This is a genomic window from Pseudoalteromonas ulvae UL12, assembly GCF_014925405.1.
Classification (GTDB): domain Bacteria; phylum Pseudomonadota; class Gammaproteobacteria; order Enterobacterales; family Alteromonadaceae; genus Pseudoalteromonas; species Pseudoalteromonas ulvae.
The window spans coordinates 413,044-431,352 of the sequence record NZ_AQHJ01000023.1 but is presented as its reverse complement, the minus strand read 5'-3'; the positions used below and the strand labels follow the sequence as shown (position 1 = coordinate 431,352).

Below are 18,309 nucleotides of genomic sequence, written 5' to 3'. Positions count from 1 at the left end.
AAAAAGTAAAAAACCAAGCAAGTGCTTGGTTTTTTGCTTATCAATATCGCGATTAAAGCTTTGCGAAAACGCGTTTAGCAGCAGCGATAGTTTGCTCGATTTCTTCATCACCGTGCATAGTACTGACAAAGCCAGCTTCAAAGGCTGATGGCGCTAAATAGACACCCTCTTCCAGCATTAAGTGGAAGAAGCGCTTGAAACGCTCAATGTCACACTCAGTAGCTTGTTGATAGCTGGTTACCTTTTCTGCTTCAGTAAAAAAGAACCCATACATGCCACCTGCGTAGTTTGTGGTTAGAGCAATGCCTGCTTCTTTTGCCGCTTGCTCAAACCCTTCGCATAAACGTTGGCTTTTTGCTTCGAGTTCATCGTGTAAATCTGGAGTTGCAAGCAATTCTAATGCTGCTAAACCGGCAGCCATCGCAATCGGATTGCCCGATAAAGTGCCAGCTTGGTAAACAGGACCCACAGGGGCGATGAAATCCATAATCTCTTTTTTACCGCCAAATGCACCGACAGGCATGCCGCCGCCAATCACTTTTCCTAAACAGGTTAGATCGGGCGTGATGTTGTAATACTGCTGAGCGCCGCCGAGTGCAACACGAAAACCAGTCATGACTTCGTCGAAAATAAGCACTGATTTATATTGATCGCAGACGGTGCGTAAGCCTTCCAAAAAGCCTTCAACTGGAGGAATGCAGTTCATGTTTCCAGCCACAGGCTCAACAATCACACAGGCAATGTCATTGGCATATTTAGCGAAGATGGCTTTAACTTCATCTAAGCTATTAAATGAAACCGTTAAAGTATGCTGAGCAAAATCAGCTGGGATCCCCGGTGAATTAGGAACGCCCATGGTAAGGGCTCCTGAGCCTGCTTTTACCAGCAGTGAGTCTGCGTGGCCATGGTAACAGCCTTCAAACTTTAATATTTTATCACGGCCAGTAAAGCCACGGGCTAAGCGAATAGCACTCATAGTAGCTTCAGTCCCTGAGCTCACCATACGTACTTTTTCGATAGATGGCACTAAGGCTTTGACTTTTTCGGCCATCAAAATTTCTGTTTCAGTGGGCGCACCGTAGCTTAATCCATTTTCAACAGCATTAAGCACCGCTTGCTTAATGGTTGGATGGTTGTGACCCATGATCATCGGGCCCCATGAACCAACATAATCAATGTATTGATTGCCATCGGCGTCATAAGTATATGCGCCTTGTGCTTTAGTGATGAAAAGTGGCGTACCACCGACACCATTAAACGCACGAACCGGTGAGTTTACTCCACCAGGAATTGAATCGAGAGCGCGTTGAAATAGGTCTTGACTGATAGTCATGTATTTATCCTTTTCTTTTAATTAGCTATCGCGTTTACGGCTAAACCAAGGAACATCGACTTCATGTTTTTCAACAAGCGTGTCGACGCCTAAGGTTAAGGCGAATAATGCCATACGAATTAACACGCCATTTTGGACTTGGCGGAAAATAGCTAGGTTATCATTTTGATTAAGATCGTTATCAAGTTCGTTGGCCTCGCCTCGGCTATCTCTAGGTAGAGGGTGCATTAACACAGAACTCGGTTTACAGTGTGCTTCGTAAATCGCTTGGCTAATACGAAAGCCACCGCGGTATTTGTTTGCTTCTTCTTGTGATGGAAAGCGTTCTTCTTGAATGCGAGTTTGGTAGACGATATCGGCAGCTAAATTACCTTCCATTTGACTCACTAATTGAATTTCGTGACCAGCATTGGTGACCGAGTCTAAAATATAATCAGGCATTTGTAAGCCATCAGGTGCGACCATAGAAAACTTTACGTTTTTGTAATGGCACAATAATTTTGATAAAGAATGCACAGTGCGGCCATATTTTAGATCGCCAACCAGTGCGATGTGCATGCCATCGATGTTGCGGTCATAGCGAGCAAGTTCTTTTTCAATGGTCAATAAATCAAGTAGTGCTTGAGTGGGGTGCTCATTGGGGCCATCGCCACCATTGATAACTGGAACATCGGAGCCCGTAGCAAACTCTGAGACAGAGCCTGCATCAGGGTGGCGCATCGCGACTGCGTCAGCATAAGCTGAAATAACACGCGCGGTATCGTAAAGTGATTCGCCTTTTGCGAGCGCTGAACTTTGCATCCCGGTTGTTTCGCGAACTAATCCGCCGAGTAAGTTAAATGCGGTGCCAAAACTGACGCGAGTTCGGGTACTTGGTTCAAAGAATAGGTTAGCTAAAATCGCGCCTTCGAGCACTTTGGTACGCTTTTGTTTTTTAGCATACGGCTCCATTTTTTTCGCAACGGCAAAAATGGTGTCAATGCTGTCTCTATTTAATTGATTTACCGAAAGAATATTTTCGCCTTGAAAGTTCAACATATGGCTAATCCTAAAGAACAAAGTTACGGGGAATTTTCGCGCGTAACTATATCAAATTCACGCGCGACTGTAGTGTTTAATTTTGCTTGAGTACCAAATTTAAAGTGCTGGTTTGAGAATGGCTAAAAAGATGATCGCTAATAAAATAAGCACCGGCGCTTCGTTAAAAATGCGATAAAACTTATGGCTGCGAGTATTACGATCATGTTTAAAGTCAGCTAATAACTTAAAGCAATATGCATGGTAGAGATATAACGCAATGACGAACACTAATTTATAATGCAACCATAAGCTGTGGCGAAACCATTCACGGCCATATTCTGCAATCATCAGCACGCCAAATACGAGAGTCAGTACCGCAAAAGGTGTGACAAAATAGAGTAGTTTTCTTTCCATCGTTTTGAGCATGTCATGGCAAGGTTTATCGCTACTCATTGCATGGTAAACAAACAGGCGCGGTAAATAGAATATACCGGCAAACCAAGCGACCATAAAAAAAATGTGTAAACTTTTATAAATCAATAACGTGGTCATTTTGTGTCGAAACCCTAAAGTAAACTATTACGAATTGTCAGAATATGGCGAATATGATCCCAGCGGATCATGCCCATAATTTGTTTGTTATCAAGCTTGTTATAAACATAGACAGCGCCACTGCGCTTATCGTTGAGTACGGTAAAGACCTCTGCTAATGTGGATTGACTGCTGACGCCTTCAAGAGGCACATACAAAATCGAGACGGTTTCTTCAGCAGTAAGGGATAAATCATATTCGGCTAGGCGATAACCGTGTTCTTCATCAAAGACGATTAGGGGCGTTTGGGCATCAACAGCATTGAGTGTTTCGGCAATTTGTTGTTTATCATCGCTATAAAGCAATTTAAAGTCTTCATCCATTTCATCGAGCACCCCGACTTTTTGTAATGCTTCGACAGCGGGTGATACTTGGTATGCGAGCCCTTGAAATTCGAGCTGTTGCAAAAATATTGAACGATTACCAAATAGCTGAAGGGCTGTTACATACGCAGACACTATCACCACAATCGCAGGCACAATAATAGTGGGGCTTGAGGTTAATTCCATCACCGCCACTAACGCGGCAAGAGGCGCATGCAAGGTTGCAGCGAGTAACCCGGCCATTCCTAAAACAGCGTAGGTGCCGACGACTTCGACATCGGGACTAATATAATGGCCAAAATAGGACATCATTGAGCCAATCACAACGCCTAAGCCTATTACTGGGCCAATAATTCCGCCAGGGATCCCAAGGCCTAAAGCAAATAAAGTGGCCAATAATTTGGCGACAAAAATAGTGGTCAGTAATTGAATATCTTCTGGGGATGAAACCGAAATTGCGATGGCGCTTAATCCTGGTCCCATCGCTTGTGGCACCAAATAACCAATCATGCCTGTAATGATCCCTGCCAGTATTAAACGCGGAAACATATTTACTTTGCTAAATGTACGCATAATGAGCATTAAGTTTTGATTAAAACTAAATGCCAACGCACCAAGGACCACACCACATAAAATTAAATAAGGAATATGCCAGCCACTTAATGGAATGACGTGGATCATCGAAAGCTCGGTATCAGTGCCAAAGACAAATTGAGTGGTGAGGGCACCGGTTACTGCGGCCAACATGATAGGCACAAAAATATGGACTTTATATTCACGCAGAACCACTTCCATCACAAAAATCACGGCGGCCAAAGGGGTGTTAAACGAAGCGGCAATGCCAGCTGCAACCCCACACCCTGCGAGTGTTCGCATGGCGTTATAAGGTAAATGCAACCAGGTACCTAAAATACTTGCACCTGTGGCGCCCATATGAACTGATGGGCCTTCTCGGCCTACAGAAAAACCACTTATTAGCGCTAATGCGCCGCCAACAAATTGATTAACCGCATTCCAAATCGGCATGTTGCCGTAATGCTGTTTGATGCGATGCAGTACAAAGGGGATCCCTAAGCGGTAATGCTTAAAACCGGTAAAATCAGCAAAAATAGCAATACACAGTGCTGCGACCATAGGTAAAGCAAAGCGCTCAAGGGTAGAGAGTTCGGCAAAATTATCAGCCTCATTTAAAAACATCCCTTGTACAGCAATAATTACTAAACGAAATAATATGATCAGGATCGCAGCAATCAGCCCAGCACAGACTCCCAATAAGCAAAGTTGTACAGATGTCTTTGGTCGAGCCAAACGACGCCTGAGGGATTCAAGCGACATTGCATAATCCTGAATATGTTCCACAATCAAGAAAGTTTAACAGATTGATTCGTTTAAGTCGTTTTATTTTCTAATAAAAACGGTGCTTTATCTAAGGTTGATATGACGAAAATCAAGGGTTGGTCAATGCGCTATGTTGTGGCGATATGCGCCTGTTTATGTGCATTAATCATCGTGATAAATAGTGCTTATAACGCGACCTCTATTCGTCAAGCTTTGCAGCAACAGGCTGCGAGACTGCAAGAGCAGCTCATAGCCACGCAATTACAATTAACACAAAGTAAACGTAACGAGAGGAAGGTGCGTGCTGAGCTTTCGCTTGAGCAAGCATCACAACAGCAAAACAAATTCCAAATCAACCAGTTGACGGCTGAACTGATCAGCTTACGAAAAGAGTTATTAGTGTATCAAACAATTATGGCACCTGAATTAGTCAATTCTGGGTTGTCATTACTTAACTGGCAGTTGAGTGGCTTAGGTGAGCAGCGTTATCAATTCACTTTTTTGTTATACCAAGCAACGCAAGTAAAAGAGATTAACCAAGGGCGGTTATCTTTAACTCTTTTTGGAACACTTAATCAACAAAATACTCAGCTTGATTTACTCGCTCTTTCAGAGTTTGAAGATTCGCCAACAAACTTCAAATTTCATTACTTTCAGTTATTTGAGGGAGAATTTAAATTACCTGATGGTTTTGTGGCTGATCAAATAGCGCTTGAAGCGGTGAAGCCGACATTAAAATGGCAAAAATTTGAACAACTCACTCAAACGATTCCATGGCAGCCTATTAATTAAAGTTCCCCCCTTAGATAGTGACGAGTACTTGATTAAAATACTCGGGTATTAGATAATTTCGCTATTGCCGTCTAGTGAGTAAGATAATGTCAGATCAATTACCAATTAAATTTACCGATGCTGCCGCCAACAAGGTGAAGCAATTAATTGAAGAAGAAGAAAACCCAGCACTAAAATTACGCGTGTATGTTACCGGTGGTGGCTGCTCAGGTTTTCAATATGGATTTACCTTTGATGAGAAAGTAAACCCAGGTGATTTAGAAATTGAAAAAAGCGGTGTGACATTGGTAATTGATCCTATGAGTATTCAATACTTAGTCGATGGCGAAGTTGATTACACTGAAGGCTTAGAAGGCTCGCGCTTTTTTGTTAACAACCCGAATGCAACAGCAACCTGTGGTTGTGGCTCTTCATTTAGCGTTTAATCAAGCCGAATTAACAAAAAAACCACTGCCTGCAGTGGTTTTTTTGTGCTTACAAAAAATTGCATTTTTTCTCTTCCTATTCTCACTAAAGCTCGTATTATTTATACAGTAAAAAATAAATAATTTAAGTTCAAAGAGTTGCTTACTCATTAATTTGCTTTTCTTTGCACATCTCAAGGTGGAGAAGCCGATGTTTACCCCGCAACGCATCAAAATACTCTTAGATCAAAAACCTTACCTGATTTCATTCGTGATTTGTTTAGCTGTCATTATTTGGATGATGGCAGGGCCATCTAATGCCGAATCTAAAATAGAACCCAGCAACAGCGAAGCTCATAAAGCAAACGTAAAAGTTGAGCGGTTATTTGCTGAATCAGTTTATAAGTCTTTATCTCTTTATGGCCGCAGTGAGCCAGATAAAGTTGCACGGGTAAGTAGCTACGAAGCCGGACAAGTCGAGCGTATATTTGTTGATGAAGGTACGTTTGTCGAAAAAGGCACGGTCGTGATGTCCTTAGAAAAAGGAGATTTATCTCAACAACTAGCATCAGCACAAGCCCTGATAAAACAACGAGAGTTCGAATACCAAGGGGCTGTCAAACTGCAAAAAAAAGGTCTTCAAGATCAAGTGCAACTTGCTCAAGCTGAAACTTTACTCGCGCAGGCAAAAGCTACGTATGCGAGTTTGGCCTTAAGCGATAAACGAACACAAATCATTGCACCTTTTGATGGGGTGATTAATACACGTTTAGTGCAAGAGGGGGATTATGTTGGCCGCGGAGATGCAGTGTTTGAGTTAGCGGATTTAGATCCTTTGGTTATTCGTGCTGATGTGACCCAATCAGAAGTCGCTGGTTTACGCCTCAAACAGCCTGTAATGGCGACTATTTTGAATCAGAGCTCCTACCAAGGTGAGATCAGATATATAGCCTCAGTTGCGGACTCCCGTACGAACACATTTCGAATTGAAGCTGCGTTTGCCAATCCGAATATGGCATTTCGCGCTGGTTTTTCGGCGCAACTTGATATTAATGCCGAAGCGGTGAGAGCCATTAAATTAAGCCCCGCTTTTATGGCGTTAGATCCAGAGGGAAACATTGGAGTGAAAAGTATTGATGCGGATAATCGCGTCGTGTTCAATCCAATGAATATTGTTAAATCAACGACCGAAGGTGTCTGGATGACAGGGCTTGGCGAACAAGCCAATGTAATTACCCTTGGCCAAGGGTTTGTAAGAATAGGTGATGTGGTTAACCCTATTTTTGCACAAGCTGAGGAGTAGATATGGGTCACCTCATTGATGCTGCATTGAAACATACTCGCACCGGTCTATCTATTTTTGTATTGCTATTAATTGCAGGCTGGGTGACGTATCAAACGATCCCCAAAGAAGCGAACCCAGATGTCACGATCCCCTTTATTTATGTGTCGATTGTTCATGACGGTATTTCGCCTGAAGATGCGGAGCGTTTGCTTGTCAGGCCGATGGAAATAGAGTTGCGCGCGATTGAAGGTGTAAAAGAAATGACCTCAGTCGCCAGTGAAGGGCATGCATCGGTCACACTTGAATTTATCGCAGGAATGGATCCTAAAGAAGCACTGGCAGATGTGCGTGATAAAGTTTCGTTAGCGAAAGCAAAACTGCCTTCTGAATCAGAAGAACCAGAGGTGCATGAAGTGTTAATGGAAGATGAGCAGCCAACCATTACCCTCACTCTTTCTGGAAAGGCACCAGAGCGAGGATTGCTTACTTTAGCGCGGCAACTAAAAGATGAACTTCAAGCCATTTCAAGTGTATTAGAAGTTGAAATTGGCGGTGATCGTGAGGATATGGTCGAAATTGAAGTGGATCCTTTGGCAATGGTCTCTTATGGCTTGAGCCAAAACGATATTTTTCAGTTGCTGAGCAATAATAATCGACTCATTGCTGCGGGGACATTGGATACAGGTAAAGGGCGCTTCGCCGTTAAAATTCCTTCAGTATTTGAAACCATTCAAGATGTAATGGAGCAACCGGTTAAAGTTGTCGGCGATAAAGTCGTACGCTTTATGGATGTAGCCGTTATTCGCCGAGCTTACAAAGATCCTATTACCATTGCACGAATTAATGGCGAACAGGCGGTCTCACTCGAGGTTAAAAAGCGTACCGGTGAAAACATTATTGATACTGTGAAGCAAGTTAAAGCGGTTGTAAGTGAAACACAAACTCGCTGGCCTGATCATATTAAAGTTAATTACACCGGTGATATGTCTGTTGACGTCGAACAAATGCTCAATGATTTGCAAAACAATGTGTTATCGGCTGTATTACTTGTGGTGATTGTCATTATTGCAATCTTGGGCTCGCGGGCAGCATTTTTGGTTGGGGTCGCGATCCCTGGCTCATTCTTAACGGGCATTTTAGTGATTTCAATTTTTGGTATGACGGTTAATATCGTCGTGCTTTTTGCGCTAATTATGGCTGTTGGTATGTTGGTCGATGGGGCCATTGTCGTGACTGAATTCGCTGATCGTATGATGGGGGAGGGAATGCATCGTAGGCAAGCTTATGCCTTAGCCGCTAAGCGGATGGCTTGGCCGATTATTGCTTCTACAGCCACGACCCTTGCGGCTTTCGCTCCTTTAATTTTTTGGCCGGGAATGATGGGGGAGTTTATGAAGTATCTCCCAATTACTCTAATGGCAACGCTCAGTGCGTCACTGGTGATGGCGCTTATTTTTGTGCCGACTCTGGGCAGTTTAATGGGAAAAGTCAACGCGCTATCCGAGTCACAAAAACACGAACTGCTTGTTGCTGAAAAAGGCGATTTAACGCAGCTTCATGGTTTAGTTGGTCGGTATGTCAGGCTGCTTGACTCAGCAATCAGCCGACCATGGTTGGTCTTGATTGGGGCTATCGGATTTGCTGTGTGTGTGTTTATTGGTTATGGGCAATCTAAGCTTGGCATTGAGTACTTTCCTGATGTTGAGCCTAATGGCGTAAACATTAAAGTCCGCTCGTTTGGTGATTTATCTATTTATGAAAAAAATACCATTATGGAAGATGTGGAGTCTCGAATTTTAACTGTGGATGGAATCAAAACTCTCTACTCGTTAACTGGCGGGAAAGACTTAGTGGGCACGTTGCGCTTGAATTTAAAAGATTGGGATCAACGGGCTCCTGCGGATGATATTATCGCTGAGGCGATGTCCTTGACCAGCGATATAGCAGGTGTCGAAATTGAACTGCGCAAAGATGAGAATGGCCCAGGTGGCGGCAAAGATTTATCTATCGAGCTGAGTTCAAAATTTCCTGATATTTTGGAGCAAGAAGCTCGACGGATCCGCTTCGCAATTGAGTCTGATGGCGCGTTTACAAATGTTGATGACACAGGATCGAAACCTGGAATCGAATGGCAATTAAAAATCAATCGTGCTGATGCAGCGCGTTTTGGAGCCGATGCTGCAATGCTTGGTGCGAACGTGCAAATGATTACTAACGGACTGAAGTTAGGTGAATACCGCCCGGACGACGTGGATGATGAAATTGATATTCGCGTTCGTTTTCCATTTGATAAAAGAGATCTTGGCCGCTTAGAAAATTTACGCATAAACACTCTCAACGGCCAAATTCCCATTTCACACTTTGTTGCACGTCAAGCGGTACAAAAGGTTGATACGGTTCGCCGAGTCGATAGTCACCGAGTTGTTTCAGTGAATGCGGATATGCGACCTGGATACTTATTAAGTATGGCATTACCACGTTTACAAGCTCAACTTGAAGCGCAAGGGTTAGATCCTCGGGTTAAACTAAAAGTCAGGGGTGAGAACGAAGAGCAAAACGAGTCAGAAGTGTTCTTGAAAAATGCATTTTTGGTGGCGTTATTTGTGATGGGTATTATTTTGGTCACGCAATTTAATAGCTTTTATCAAGCATTTTTAATTTTAAGCGCTGTGGTATTTTCTACTGTCGGTGTGTTTCTTGGACTGCTAATTTTACAGCAACCTTTTGGTATTGTTATGTCGGGGATTGGCGTCATTGCACTTGCAGGGATTGTTGTAAACAATAATATCGTCTTGATTGATACTTATAATGTCTTATGTCAACAAGGGATTGCCCCGCGGGAGGCGATTTTAAGAACAGGTGCGCAGCGACTCAGACCCGTATTATTGACAACTGTGACTACGATTTTGGGCCTGATGCCGATGGTGCTGCAAATTAATATTGATTTATTTAATCGTCAGGTTGATATTGGTGCGCCTTCGACGCAATGGTGGGTGCAATTATCGACAGCTGTGGCTGGTGGGTTGGCCTTTGCAACTGTGCTGACGCTGATTTTAACGCCCTGTTTATTAGCATTACGCGTAAACGCAAAAGAGAGAACATAATCATGTCGCGATTAATGATGGTTTGATAATCCGCCTGTCATTAATCGCCTCTTAAAACACATGTCTTTCAGGTTTATTGGGTGATGTAGATCATCATCGAAAAGAACCCCAATAGAATTGCGCTAAATGCCAGAATATAAAAAAATCCTTTTCTCCCTTCTTTCATGGTCACATTATTTGCTTTTAAGAAAAAATACCAAGCAAGGCACAAAATAATGGGTAATAAAAACATTAATCGGATCATAACAATTCAAGTACCTGTATAGAGATAATTTGATAATCAACATTGAGTATATCAGTTGTTTAGCGATGAGGTGGGTGTTTATTGTTAGAGTCATTCGGCTGGGTGTTAATACGTGGTAAAGGGTGATATCGCTCATTTAAGCGCGCTGATGTCTATTTAGTTTTGTTATAAATAGTTAAACTAACTGTAATAAACAGTCTTAAAAACTCACAAAAATTGTATGGTTTCTGTGTTAGTATCCTTTGAGGAAAATCCCTTAAATGCATACATAGTCAATACATTCGGGAATTTTGCCGCTAAATGTTCGTATTTTGAAAAGTAATCGCAAATGAGATGTTAATAAGAACCTAAATTAGGTAAAGATTAAAAAAACGGCTATACCTAATATTGGGCTTATGGTTAAATAGTCAGAATTTGCTAAAAGCGGCATTCATTATGCACTTTTAGTTATACTTTAAATGAGAAGGGGCATTCTCATTTAATTTTTATTAGTAACATTCATCTAGTAGGAGATGTATATGATGGGTAAAACTGTCTCGTCTGAAGAAAACGGACGTTTAACAAAATGGTTAAAAGACAAACGTCAAGAAAAAGGCCATACAATGCGTAGCTTAGCTCAAATTCTAGGTACACCGCATTCATTCATTGGGAAAATTGAGAACCAAGAACGTCGCCTAGATGTTGTCGAGTTCATGCGCTACTGTCATGCACTTGAAGTTGATCCAATTGAAGGTTTAGCGCTGCTTAAAGGCGAATAAGTTTTAAACAGGGATAAGCCTAGCAAGGACGCATTTATTTTTCAGTTGTCGCGGTATTAGCGTGAAAGTTATTTTCTAATTGGTAGAGTTTATCTCTGATTAACCATAAAAAGAGTAACGATGGCAGCACCATCAGAGCCGTCAAGGCAAAGAATAACGCCCAATTTCCGTTTAACCAATCGTCAATGACCACGCCAGAATAACTTGATAGCACAGTCCTTCCTAAATTACCTAACGATGCTAATAATGCGTAATGTGTAGCGGTAAAAGCGCGATCGCAGAGCATTGAAATAAACGCAACCATTGCCACTAAAGACCAAGCTTGAGTAAATCCATCGATCACGATTGCAATAGCATACAAATGCTCTTTAGGGCCTTGAATCGCAATATAAGAAAACATTAAGTTAGAAGCTGCCATGGCAATGCCACTGATCATTAAGCCTTTCACTATCCCGTATTTGTGATTGAAAATACTGCCAAAAAAAGCAAATACTATGGTTATTAAGCCTGTTCCAAGCTTAGAGTAATTAGCGATTTGTGTATTGCTAAAGCCAATTTCTTTATAAAAGACAATCGACATTCGAGCTAAAAATGCTTCTCCGATTTTGAATAAAAAGATAAACGCGAGTAAAGCTAAAGCTGATTTCACGCCATTTTTTCTGAAAAAGGATTTAAATGGTTCAATTAATGTCACTATGAGCCATGCAAGTGGTTTTTGTAAGGCCGCCATGTGATGCTGTGATTGCTGGAGTGCTAATTGGTAATTACGTTCTAGTTCAGCTTGAATGATATCGCGGTTTGTTTTCGGTTCTTGTGCCCAAAATAAGCTTAAACACATCAGCACCATTAATCCGGCTAAAATAAAATAAACCTGAGACCACTGCCAATTTGGCATATCCGCTATGTAAAAAGGGATAGCTCCTAAAAGAGCGTAACCAGACCACCATCCAGAAGTGGCCATGGCCGCAGCTGCGGTTGTTTTATAGCTTTCATGTTCGGCTAACGAGTCAATCCTAAACGCATCAATTGAGATATCTTGTGTAGCTGAAGCAAGGGCAATGATAAAACATAACAGGGCAACGGTTGCGAGTTGTTGTTTAATATCAATGAAACCTAGACTCAAAGTCGCTATGATGATGATGAGTTGGCAAACGAAGATCCAACTGCGACGTTGTCCAAGCCAATTATAAAGTAGAGGAAGCTTAATTCGGTCAATGAGCGGGGACCATAAAAAATTAATGCTGTAGACACCAAACACCAATCCAAACAAGCCGATAGTACTGCGGCTAAGTCCTTCATCTTTTAGCCATGCGGACATTACAGAGCCAATTAAGACCCAGGGAAAGCCACTTGCCATGCCAAAAATAAAGATGTTTATTAATCGTTTATCTTTGAAGTAAGAAAAATATTCTTTGAGCGATAATGCACTATTCATGGCAAGTCTTATTATTTTTAGTTTAATGGGCCTTTTTTAATAACAAGCCCTAAAAAGGTTATAGTGGGTCGAGGACTTTAACATCGAGAATGACAACAGGCTCTACCGGGATAAACGAGTAGCCAATTTTTTCGTTGTAATCAGTTTTGACAGCCATGATTTTATTTAGCGTTTCATAGCCATCCATTACTGTCGCAAAAACAGCAAAGCCCCAATCTTTCCCTGGATTGAGGTGGTCATTGTTATCCATATTAAAGAAAAATTGGCGTGTACCTGTGTGTGGCTTACTATCTTGATAAGCCATGGCTACTGAATACATATCATTTTTTAAACCGTTGCCACTTTCGTTAAAGATAGGGGCATTTTCACCGACAGCATCATAGTTGGTGTCGTAGCCACCGCCTTGAATAACAAAATCGGTATCATTGATTTCGTTACGTTCAACACGATGAAAAATAGTGCCTTTGTAGCTATTATCCATCACATAGGTTAAAAAGTTATTCGCTGTGATTGGCGCTTTACTGCGATCGAGTTCGAGTAAAATATCACCAAAGTTAGTGCTTATTTTAACGCGTGGAAACAAGTTATCTTTTTGAACAAAACGCCCTTCAATCGCTGCTAGACTCGAAAATGAGCTGACGAAAAAAATCACCATGAATAATGTACGGAACAACATAGTACTTAACCTTGTAGAAATTGTTTTAACTCTTGGTCGGTTACCATACGTGAGATAAGTTGCTCTAACAAGGTATTCAAATCGCTTTCTATTCGCGCTTTATCATGAAGAAGCGGGCCTTCACTTTGTTGATTGCCGTTGTAATACTTGGCAAAGCGTCGGTTACCTTGATTGATAACTAATTCGAGCTCGATCACTGATTCGCTGCGATATTTTAACGTTTCTTGTTTCACTATGGCTTCTAATTGATGGATCTTTAATTCAAGCTGATTGTTAGTTTGTGTATCGCTACTTGCACCGTGGCGTTTCAGTGCGTCAATAAGTGTTTTGTGCAAGCTTTGGCTCAAATTATTACTTGGAACAGTTGTCGGCCCATCTTTGTTGATCACTTTTAAAGCACTGTTACTGGCTCGAACATCACGCACATTTACATCAAACTGCTTGCCTATTAATTGATTACCCGTGGCTGTGTAGTTTGGCTGAATGATTATATTGCTTGGTGCACTTTGACACGCTGCTAAAGTTAATAAACAGAGGCTTAGAATTACTTTTTTCATGATTACCCTTTTTTAAAAAATCAAACGAGCTTGAGATGGTTGTTCAGCGACAAGAGTATCATTTATGAATATGAAGGCTTGCTGAACAACAGGTTAATTATCGTTTTTTTGCACTCAATACCACGAACTTTTTATTTGAACCAAGTAGCTTACAGTTTCCAAATAGGTATTTAAGTTGTTCATGATAATCAAGGTGACGATTTCCGACAATTCGCAGTTCTGCGCCTGGGCGCAAAACGCGATAACTATCTTTAAACATTTGTCGAGCGATATGGTCAGTAACGGCTTGTAATTGATGAAATGGCGGATTACACAGCACCATGTCTTGGCTTTCATCATCAAGGTCTGTAAGGCAGTCCCCTTGAATAAACTGACAGTTGGCCATTTTTTCGGGCTCGTTATGTTCAATATTGAGCTGCGCCGACGCGATTGCCATAAAGGACTCGTCGACAAACGTAAGTTGGGCTTCTGGTGCTTGCTTTAGGGTTTGCAAACCAATAACGCCATTACCGCAGCCTAAATCGACGATTTGAAGCGCTTTTTTACCTTGAGGTAGATAGTTAGCAAAAAAGCGTGCGCCGATGTCGAGCGAGTCTCTTGAGAATACATTGGCATGATTAAAAATCGTCAAATCTGTTTTTTCAATTGGCCATGAGATTGGGTAGGGGCTTTGTGATGGCGTTTTGGTAAAGGTACTGATAACTAAGCGAGACTTTTTGACTGCGAGACTCGTATGAGTCGGGCCGATAAATTTCTCAAAGTTGGCTGAAGTTGAGTTATGGACATCTTTTGTTTTTCCGCCAGCAATTACAGGAGTATTAGCTGGAAGAAATTGACTAAGTGTCGCGAGCTGATGGCTCAAATAACCAAGGTTTTTTGGCAGCTTAATAAGCACAAGATCGTAATGCTGGCTAGGGGTTGCTAAGCTATCGAAAAAAGTCACCGCATCGGCATTTAAATTGTTTTGAATTAAATTGTGAACAGTGGCTTGTTGGGCAATATAGGAATCAGTGATGGCATTGCATCGTTTTCCTTGTTTGGCAAAATAGCAAGCAAGCGCACCAAAGCTATCGTTTAGCAATAAAATATCTTGACAGTTTGCGTGATGTTCATTGATATAATCGATTAAATACTCGTCAGCAGAATCCCATGCTTGAAGGCTTCTATTTTTTTGATCTAATGGAAAACGCTCGAGAATAAAATTTTTTGTGCCTAAGGTTGCTTGTGTCATTATCTTCTTTATAGAGTACTCGCCCTGAATAAGAGTGATTTTAACATGCCTTTGTTCAACACCAAGATCAAATCCTTACCAAATGAGTTTATTTATCATCAAAACACCCTTAGCTCGCAAAAGTCATTGGCGCTATACCAGCATTTGATTGATCACTGTCGATGGCAACAGCCTCAAATCCAAATGTTTGGTAAGCAAATCCCAATCCCTCGATTGCAGTGTTATTTTGGTGATCCACAAGCCTCTTATCAATATTCTGGGTTATTGATGCAACCTAACCCTTGGCCACAAGCTTTACTGGGGATCAAAGCGCGCCTGAGCTTGATTTGTGACACACCTTTTAATGCGCTGCTCGTTAATTGGTATCGTACGGGTCAAGATAGTATGGGCTGGCATAGTGATGATGAAGTTGAGCTCGGCATCAACCCAACAATCGCGTCGTTATCATTAGGTGAAACTCGGCTATTTAAGATTAGAAATAAAAAGACAAAACAAGTCATAGACTTACCTTTGTCTGATGGTGATTGCTTGATTATGCAAGGCAGCGCACAGCGAGACTATCAGCATAGTTTACCTAAACAAAACAAAGTGTTATCAGGGCGCTTGAATCTAACCTTTCGGTATGTGATGCCATAAAATAAGCATTCGATGTGGCTGATTTTTTATTTTGTACGACGTTTGCCTTAGGTTGTTAAATTTTAAACTAATTATTCAAAAGTCGATTTTTAGCTATAGCTTGAGTGATTTTTACAATAAAATAATCTTTGTTTTACGGACAAAGGCTTGCCTTGTTAAGTGAAAATATTAGCGCTAGTAGCGGCTTTTTTGCGCTAAAGTAGGTCTACGAATTTAAAAAGGTTAAGCTCATGCAAATGCAGATTCAAATAGAAGAAAAGTTGATAGCACAATTTAATTGCCAGCATTTAGAGGTCATCAACGAAAGTCATATGCACAGTGCAGGCTTAGAGTCTCACTTTAAAGTCATTATCGTGACGGAAGATTTTGCAAATCAGCGACTACTGCAACGCCATCGTGCAATCAATACTGTGTTAGCTGATGAACTGGCTAATCATATTCACGCATTAGCACTGCATACATACACACCTCATGAGTGGACAGATTTATATCAACAAGCACCGGTATCACCAAATTGTTTAGGTGGCTCTAAAAAAGTGAGTGCACACTTATAAATTTGTGACTCCTGATCTCGTCTGATTTGTTTAACAAAGGTTTATTAGACGTTATTTAAATGTTAGATTTTCGCGTATGCTGTTAATTTTAAATGATGTATATGCGAAAAACTCTTCTAAGTGTGGCGAGTTATCTTGATTCGTTCACTGAACGCCTTGGGCAATGTTTAGCTTGGAGTACCTGCTTAATGGTACTCATTATGACCTCAGTAGTTATTTTACGGTATGTATTTAATTTAGGTTGGATTGCTATGCAAGAATCCATCATCTACATCCATGCCTCGGTTTTTATGCTTGGGTGCGGTTATGCACTTAAATATAACGAACATGTCAGAGTTGACGTATTGTATCGTCACTTATCGCAAACAAAGCAAGCTTGGGTTGATTGTTTCGGTATTGTTTTTCTGTTAATTCCTACCACTGTATTTATTTTATGGTCAAGTTATGACTATGTGCTGCAGTCGTGGCAAGTCAAAGAAGGATCCATCGAAGCGGGTGGAATTCCAGGTGTCTATCTTTTAAAAACGTTGCTTTTCTTGTTTCCTGTTACTTTGCTACTGCAAGCGATAGCTCAGCTTTGTCGTGTCTTGCTGACGTTAATGAAATCCCCCGATGTTGATGCAACTAAAGCAGAGGTGCAGTAATGGATTATTTAGCGCTGTATTTATTTCTAGCTGTTTGTGTGGTTTTACTAACAGGATTTCCTGTCGCATTTGCGCTGGCTGGGACTTCATTAGCTTTTGCTGGCATTGGTGTGTTACTCGGGCACTTCGATATGGCCTTTTTGCAGGCTTTGCCAAATCGACTCTACGGCATCATGACAAATACCACATTATTGGCGGTTCCTTTGTTTGTATTTATGGGTTTAATGCTCGAAAAGTCTAAAGTAGCAGAAAACTTACTTGATGCGATGGCGCTTTTGTTTGGCCGTACTAAAGCTGGGATGGGAATTTCGGTTGCGCTTGTTGGCATGTTATTAGCTGCCAGCACAGGAATCGTTGGGGCCACTGTGGTCACTATGGGGTTGTTGGCTCTCCCCACTATGCTTAAGCGTGGTTACAGTACGCAATACAGCACTGGGATCATTGCTGCGACTGGTACTTTGGGGCAAATTATTCCACCTTCAATCGCATTAGTGCTTTTGGGTGATGTGCTTTCAAGTAGCTATCAACAAGCCCAGCTAAATATGGGGATTTTCAGCCCCGATAATATCTCTGTCGGTGATTTATTTGCAGGGGCAATGATCCCAGGGTTTATTTTAGTGCTGTTGTATATTGGTTACTCAATTGGTTTAGCAATGTTAAAACCTGAGAGTGTACCGAGTCTGACAAAAGACGATATCGCCGATATTAAGCAAAGAAGAAAAGTCGGGCCAATCACCGCATTGGTGCCGCCTCTGCTGTTAATTGGTGTGGTTTTAGGTTCAATTTTATTTGGCATTGCAACGCCAACAGAAGCATCTGGCGTGGGGGCCTTTGGTGCATTAGTACTGGCGCTTTGGCAAAAACAGCTTACTTTGACCAATCTACAGTATGTCACTCAAGGGACGTTAAAAGTCACCGCTATGGTGTTTATGATTTTGATCGGTGCGGCGGTTTTTTCGTTGGTATTTCGGGGTTTCGGTGGTGAGGAGCTGATTGTTTCATTGTTTGAGCAACTACCAGGCGGGGTTTTTTCTGCTGTACTTGTTGTGATGCTGGTGATGTTCTTGTTAGGGTTTATTCTCGACTTTATTGAAATTACATTTGTGGTTGTGCCCATCGTGGCACCTATTTTATTGATGATGGGAGTCGACCCAATTTGGTTGGGCATTATGATAGCTGTAAACCTGCAAACATCCTTTTTAACCCCTCCTTTTGGATTTGCATTGTTTTATTTGCGCGGCGTTGCTCCCAAAACTGTTCTCACGAGTGACATATACAAAGGGGTGGTCCCATTTGTTGTTATCCAGCTGATATTATTAATTTTAATGGCTATGTATCCGCAATTGGTTACATGGCTGCCTAATGAACTTTATAAGTAAGGGAA

The 18,309-nt window shown here is 41.5% G+C and carries 18 protein-coding genes; 9 read left to right on the top strand and 9 right to left on the bottom strand.

The annotated features are described in order from the left end of the window. Positions 1-52: 52 nt before the first annotated feature. From hemL to PULV_RS05495, 4 genes are all read right to left on the bottom strand, one after another. Positions 53-1,333, bottom strand: a complete 1,281-nt coding sequence (gene hemL / locus PULV_RS05510) for a glutamate-1-semialdehyde 2,1-aminomutase (RefSeq protein WP_086742536.1) — start codon at positions 1,331-1,333, stop codon at positions 53-55. A gap of 21 nt (positions 1,334-1,354) precedes the next feature. Then, positions 1,355-2,371, bottom strand: coding sequence for an aspartate carbamoyltransferase (locus PULV_RS05505; protein WP_086742537.1), 1,017 nt, complete (start codon positions 2,369-2,371; stop codon positions 1,355-1,357). 99 nt (positions 2,372-2,470) lie between these two features. After that, positions 2,471-2,905: a CopD family protein gene (locus tag PULV_RS05500; RefSeq protein WP_086742538.1), complete on the bottom strand. Its 435-nt coding sequence runs from the start codon at positions 2,903-2,905 to the stop codon at positions 2,471-2,473. A 14-nt stretch (positions 2,906-2,919) separates the two neighbouring features. Next, entirely contained in the window at positions 2,920-4,602 is a 1,683-nt protein-coding gene (locus PULV_RS05495) for a chloride channel protein (protein ID WP_086742539.1), read from the bottom strand. Between the two features lie 102 nt (positions 4,603-4,704). On the opposite strand from PULV_RS05495, the gene PULV_RS05490 reads away from it, so the two are divergent. From PULV_RS05490 to PULV_RS05475, 4 genes are all read left to right on the top strand, one after another. Continuing rightward, entirely contained in the window at positions 4,705-5,397 is a 693-nt protein-coding gene (locus PULV_RS05490) for a DUF6776 family protein (protein ID WP_193331112.1), read from the top strand. An 86-nt stretch (positions 5,398-5,483) separates the two neighbouring features. Continuing rightward, positions 5,484-5,822, top strand: a complete 339-nt coding sequence (gene erpA, locus PULV_RS05485) for an iron-sulfur cluster insertion protein ErpA (RefSeq protein ID WP_086742541.1) — start codon at positions 5,484-5,486, stop codon at positions 5,820-5,822. A gap of 190 nt (positions 5,823-6,012) precedes the next feature. Continuing rightward, positions 6,013-7,104: an efflux RND transporter periplasmic adaptor subunit gene (locus tag PULV_RS05480; protein ID WP_193331111.1), complete on the top strand. Its 1,092-nt coding sequence runs from the start codon at positions 6,013-6,015 to the stop codon at positions 7,102-7,104. 2 nt (positions 7,105-7,106) lie between these two features. After that, complete coding sequence (locus tag PULV_RS05475; RefSeq protein WP_193331110.1) at positions 7,107-10,190, top strand: efflux RND transporter permease subunit; 3,084 nt, start codon at positions 7,107-7,109, stop codon at positions 10,188-10,190. Positions 10,191-10,263: 73 nt separating this feature from the next. Here the strand turns inward: PULV_RS05475 and PULV_RS05470 are convergent, their stop codons facing one another. Then, positions 10,264-10,434: a hypothetical protein gene (locus PULV_RS05470; RefSeq protein ID WP_176365112.1), complete on the bottom strand. Its 171-nt coding sequence runs from the start codon at positions 10,432-10,434 to the stop codon at positions 10,264-10,266. Positions 10,435-10,952: 518 nt separating this feature from the next. Between PULV_RS05470 and PULV_RS05465 the strand changes: the two genes are divergently transcribed. Continuing rightward, complete coding sequence (locus PULV_RS05465; RefSeq protein ID WP_086742544.1) at positions 10,953-11,192, top strand: helix-turn-helix domain-containing protein; 240 nt, start codon at positions 10,953-10,955, stop codon at positions 11,190-11,192. A gap of 34 nt (positions 11,193-11,226) precedes the next feature. Here PULV_RS05465 and PULV_RS05460 read toward each other — a convergent pair whose 3' ends face one another. The 4 genes from PULV_RS05460 to PULV_RS05445 all read right to left on the bottom strand — a co-directional run bounded on the left by PULV_RS05460 (position 11,227) and on the right by PULV_RS05445 (position 15,094). Further along, positions 11,227-12,627 carry an AmpG family muropeptide MFS transporter gene (locus PULV_RS05460; RefSeq protein ID WP_086742545.1) on the bottom strand — a complete coding sequence of 467 codons (1,401 nt, stop codon included), beginning with the start codon at positions 12,625-12,627 and terminating at the stop codon, positions 11,227-11,229. A gap of 58 nt (positions 12,628-12,685) precedes the next feature. Then, complete coding sequence (locus PULV_RS05455; RefSeq protein ID WP_086742546.1) at positions 12,686-13,303, bottom strand: peptidylprolyl isomerase; 618 nt, start codon at positions 13,301-13,303, stop codon at positions 12,686-12,688. A gap of 5 nt (positions 13,304-13,308) precedes the next feature. Continuing rightward, entirely contained in the window at positions 13,309-13,860 is a 552-nt protein-coding gene (locus PULV_RS05450) for a YajG family lipoprotein (RefSeq protein ID WP_193331109.1), read from the bottom strand. A 97-nt stretch (positions 13,861-13,957) separates the two neighbouring features. After that, positions 13,958-15,094 (bottom strand): methyltransferase, encoded by a 1,137-nt coding sequence (locus tag PULV_RS05445; protein WP_193331263.1) that lies wholly within the window; start codon positions 15,092-15,094, stop codon positions 13,958-13,960. A gap of 42 nt (positions 15,095-15,136) precedes the next feature. Between PULV_RS05445 and PULV_RS05440 the strand changes: the two genes are divergently transcribed. The 4 genes from PULV_RS05440 (at position 15,137) to PULV_RS05425 (ending at position 18,304) form a co-directional block, all read left to right on the top strand. Next, positions 15,137-15,727: an alpha-ketoglutarate-dependent dioxygenase AlkB family protein gene (locus PULV_RS05440; RefSeq protein ID WP_193331108.1), complete on the top strand. Its 591-nt coding sequence runs from the start codon at positions 15,137-15,139 to the stop codon at positions 15,725-15,727. 230 nt (positions 15,728-15,957) lie between these two features. After that, positions 15,958-16,281, top strand: coding sequence for a BolA/IbaG family iron-sulfur metabolism protein (locus tag PULV_RS05435; protein ID WP_086742550.1), 324 nt, complete (start codon positions 15,958-15,960; stop codon positions 16,279-16,281). A 101-nt stretch (positions 16,282-16,382) separates the two neighbouring features. Next, on the top strand, positions 16,383-16,925 hold the full coding sequence (locus PULV_RS05430) for a TRAP transporter small permease subunit (protein ID WP_227009359.1): 543 nt from the start codon (positions 16,383-16,385) through the stop codon (positions 16,923-16,925). Beyond that, positions 16,925-18,304, top strand: a complete 1,380-nt coding sequence (locus tag PULV_RS05425) for a TRAP transporter large permease (RefSeq protein ID WP_193331107.1) — start codon at positions 16,925-16,927, stop codon at positions 18,302-18,304. The genes PULV_RS05430 and PULV_RS05425 overlap by 1 nt, the downstream gene beginning before the upstream one ends. Positions 18,305-18,309: the final 5 nt, after the last annotated feature.

Excerpts from the sequence above, each read along its gene's own strand:
- PULV_RS05505 (WP_086742537.1), bottom strand. The coding sequence starts at position 2,371 with ATGTTGAACTTTCAAGGCGAAAATATTCTTTCGGTAAATCAATTAAAT.
- PULV_RS05450 (WP_193331109.1), bottom strand. The coding sequence starts at position 13,860 with ATGAAAAAAGTAATTCTAAGCCTCTGTTTATTAACTTTAGCAGCGTGT.
- PULV_RS05490 (WP_193331112.1), top strand. The coding sequence starts at position 4,705 with ATGACGAAAATCAAGGGTTGGTCAATGCGCTATGTTGTGGCGATATGC.
- PULV_RS05470 (WP_176365112.1), bottom strand. The coding sequence starts at position 10,434 with ATGATCCGATTAATGTTTTTATTACCCATTATTTTGTGCCTTGCTTGG.
- PULV_RS05460 (WP_086742545.1), bottom strand. The coding sequence starts at position 12,627 with ATGAATAGTGCATTATCGCTCAAAGAATATTTTTCTTACTTCAAAGAT.
- PULV_RS05495 (WP_086742539.1), bottom strand. The coding sequence starts at position 4,602 with ATGTCGCTTGAATCCCTCAGGCGTCGTTTGGCTCGACCAAAGACATCT.
- PULV_RS05440 (WP_193331108.1), top strand. The coding sequence starts at position 15,137 with ATGCCTTTGTTCAACACCAAGATCAAATCCTTACCAAATGAGTTTATT.
- PULV_RS05475 (WP_193331110.1), top strand. The coding sequence starts at position 7,107 with ATGGGTCACCTCATTGATGCTGCATTGAAACATACTCGCACCGGTCTA.
- PULV_RS05435 (WP_086742550.1), top strand. The coding sequence starts at position 15,958 with ATGCAAATGCAGATTCAAATAGAAGAAAAGTTGATAGCACAATTTAAT.
- PULV_RS05455 (WP_086742546.1), bottom strand. The coding sequence starts at position 13,303 with ATGTTGTTCCGTACATTATTCATGGTGATTTTTTTCGTCAGCTCATTT.
- hemL (WP_086742536.1), bottom strand. The coding sequence starts at position 1,333 with ATGACTATCAGTCAAGACCTATTTCAACGCGCTCTCGATTCAATTCCT.
- erpA (WP_086742541.1), top strand. The coding sequence starts at position 5,484 with ATGTCAGATCAATTACCAATTAAATTTACCGATGCTGCCGCCAACAAG.
- PULV_RS05465 (WP_086742544.1), top strand. The coding sequence starts at position 10,953 with ATGATGGGTAAAACTGTCTCGTCTGAAGAAAACGGACGTTTAACAAAA.
- PULV_RS05480 (WP_193331111.1), top strand. The coding sequence starts at position 6,013 with ATGTTTACCCCGCAACGCATCAAAATACTCTTAGATCAAAAACCTTAC.
- PULV_RS05425 (WP_193331107.1), top strand. The coding sequence starts at position 16,925 with ATGGATTATTTAGCGCTGTATTTATTTCTAGCTGTTTGTGTGGTTTTA.
- PULV_RS05430 (WP_227009359.1), top strand. The coding sequence starts at position 16,383 with ATGCGAAAAACTCTTCTAAGTGTGGCGAGTTATCTTGATTCGTTCACT.
- PULV_RS05500 (WP_086742538.1), bottom strand. The coding sequence starts at position 2,905 with ATGACCACGTTATTGATTTATAAAAGTTTACACATTTTTTTTATGGTC.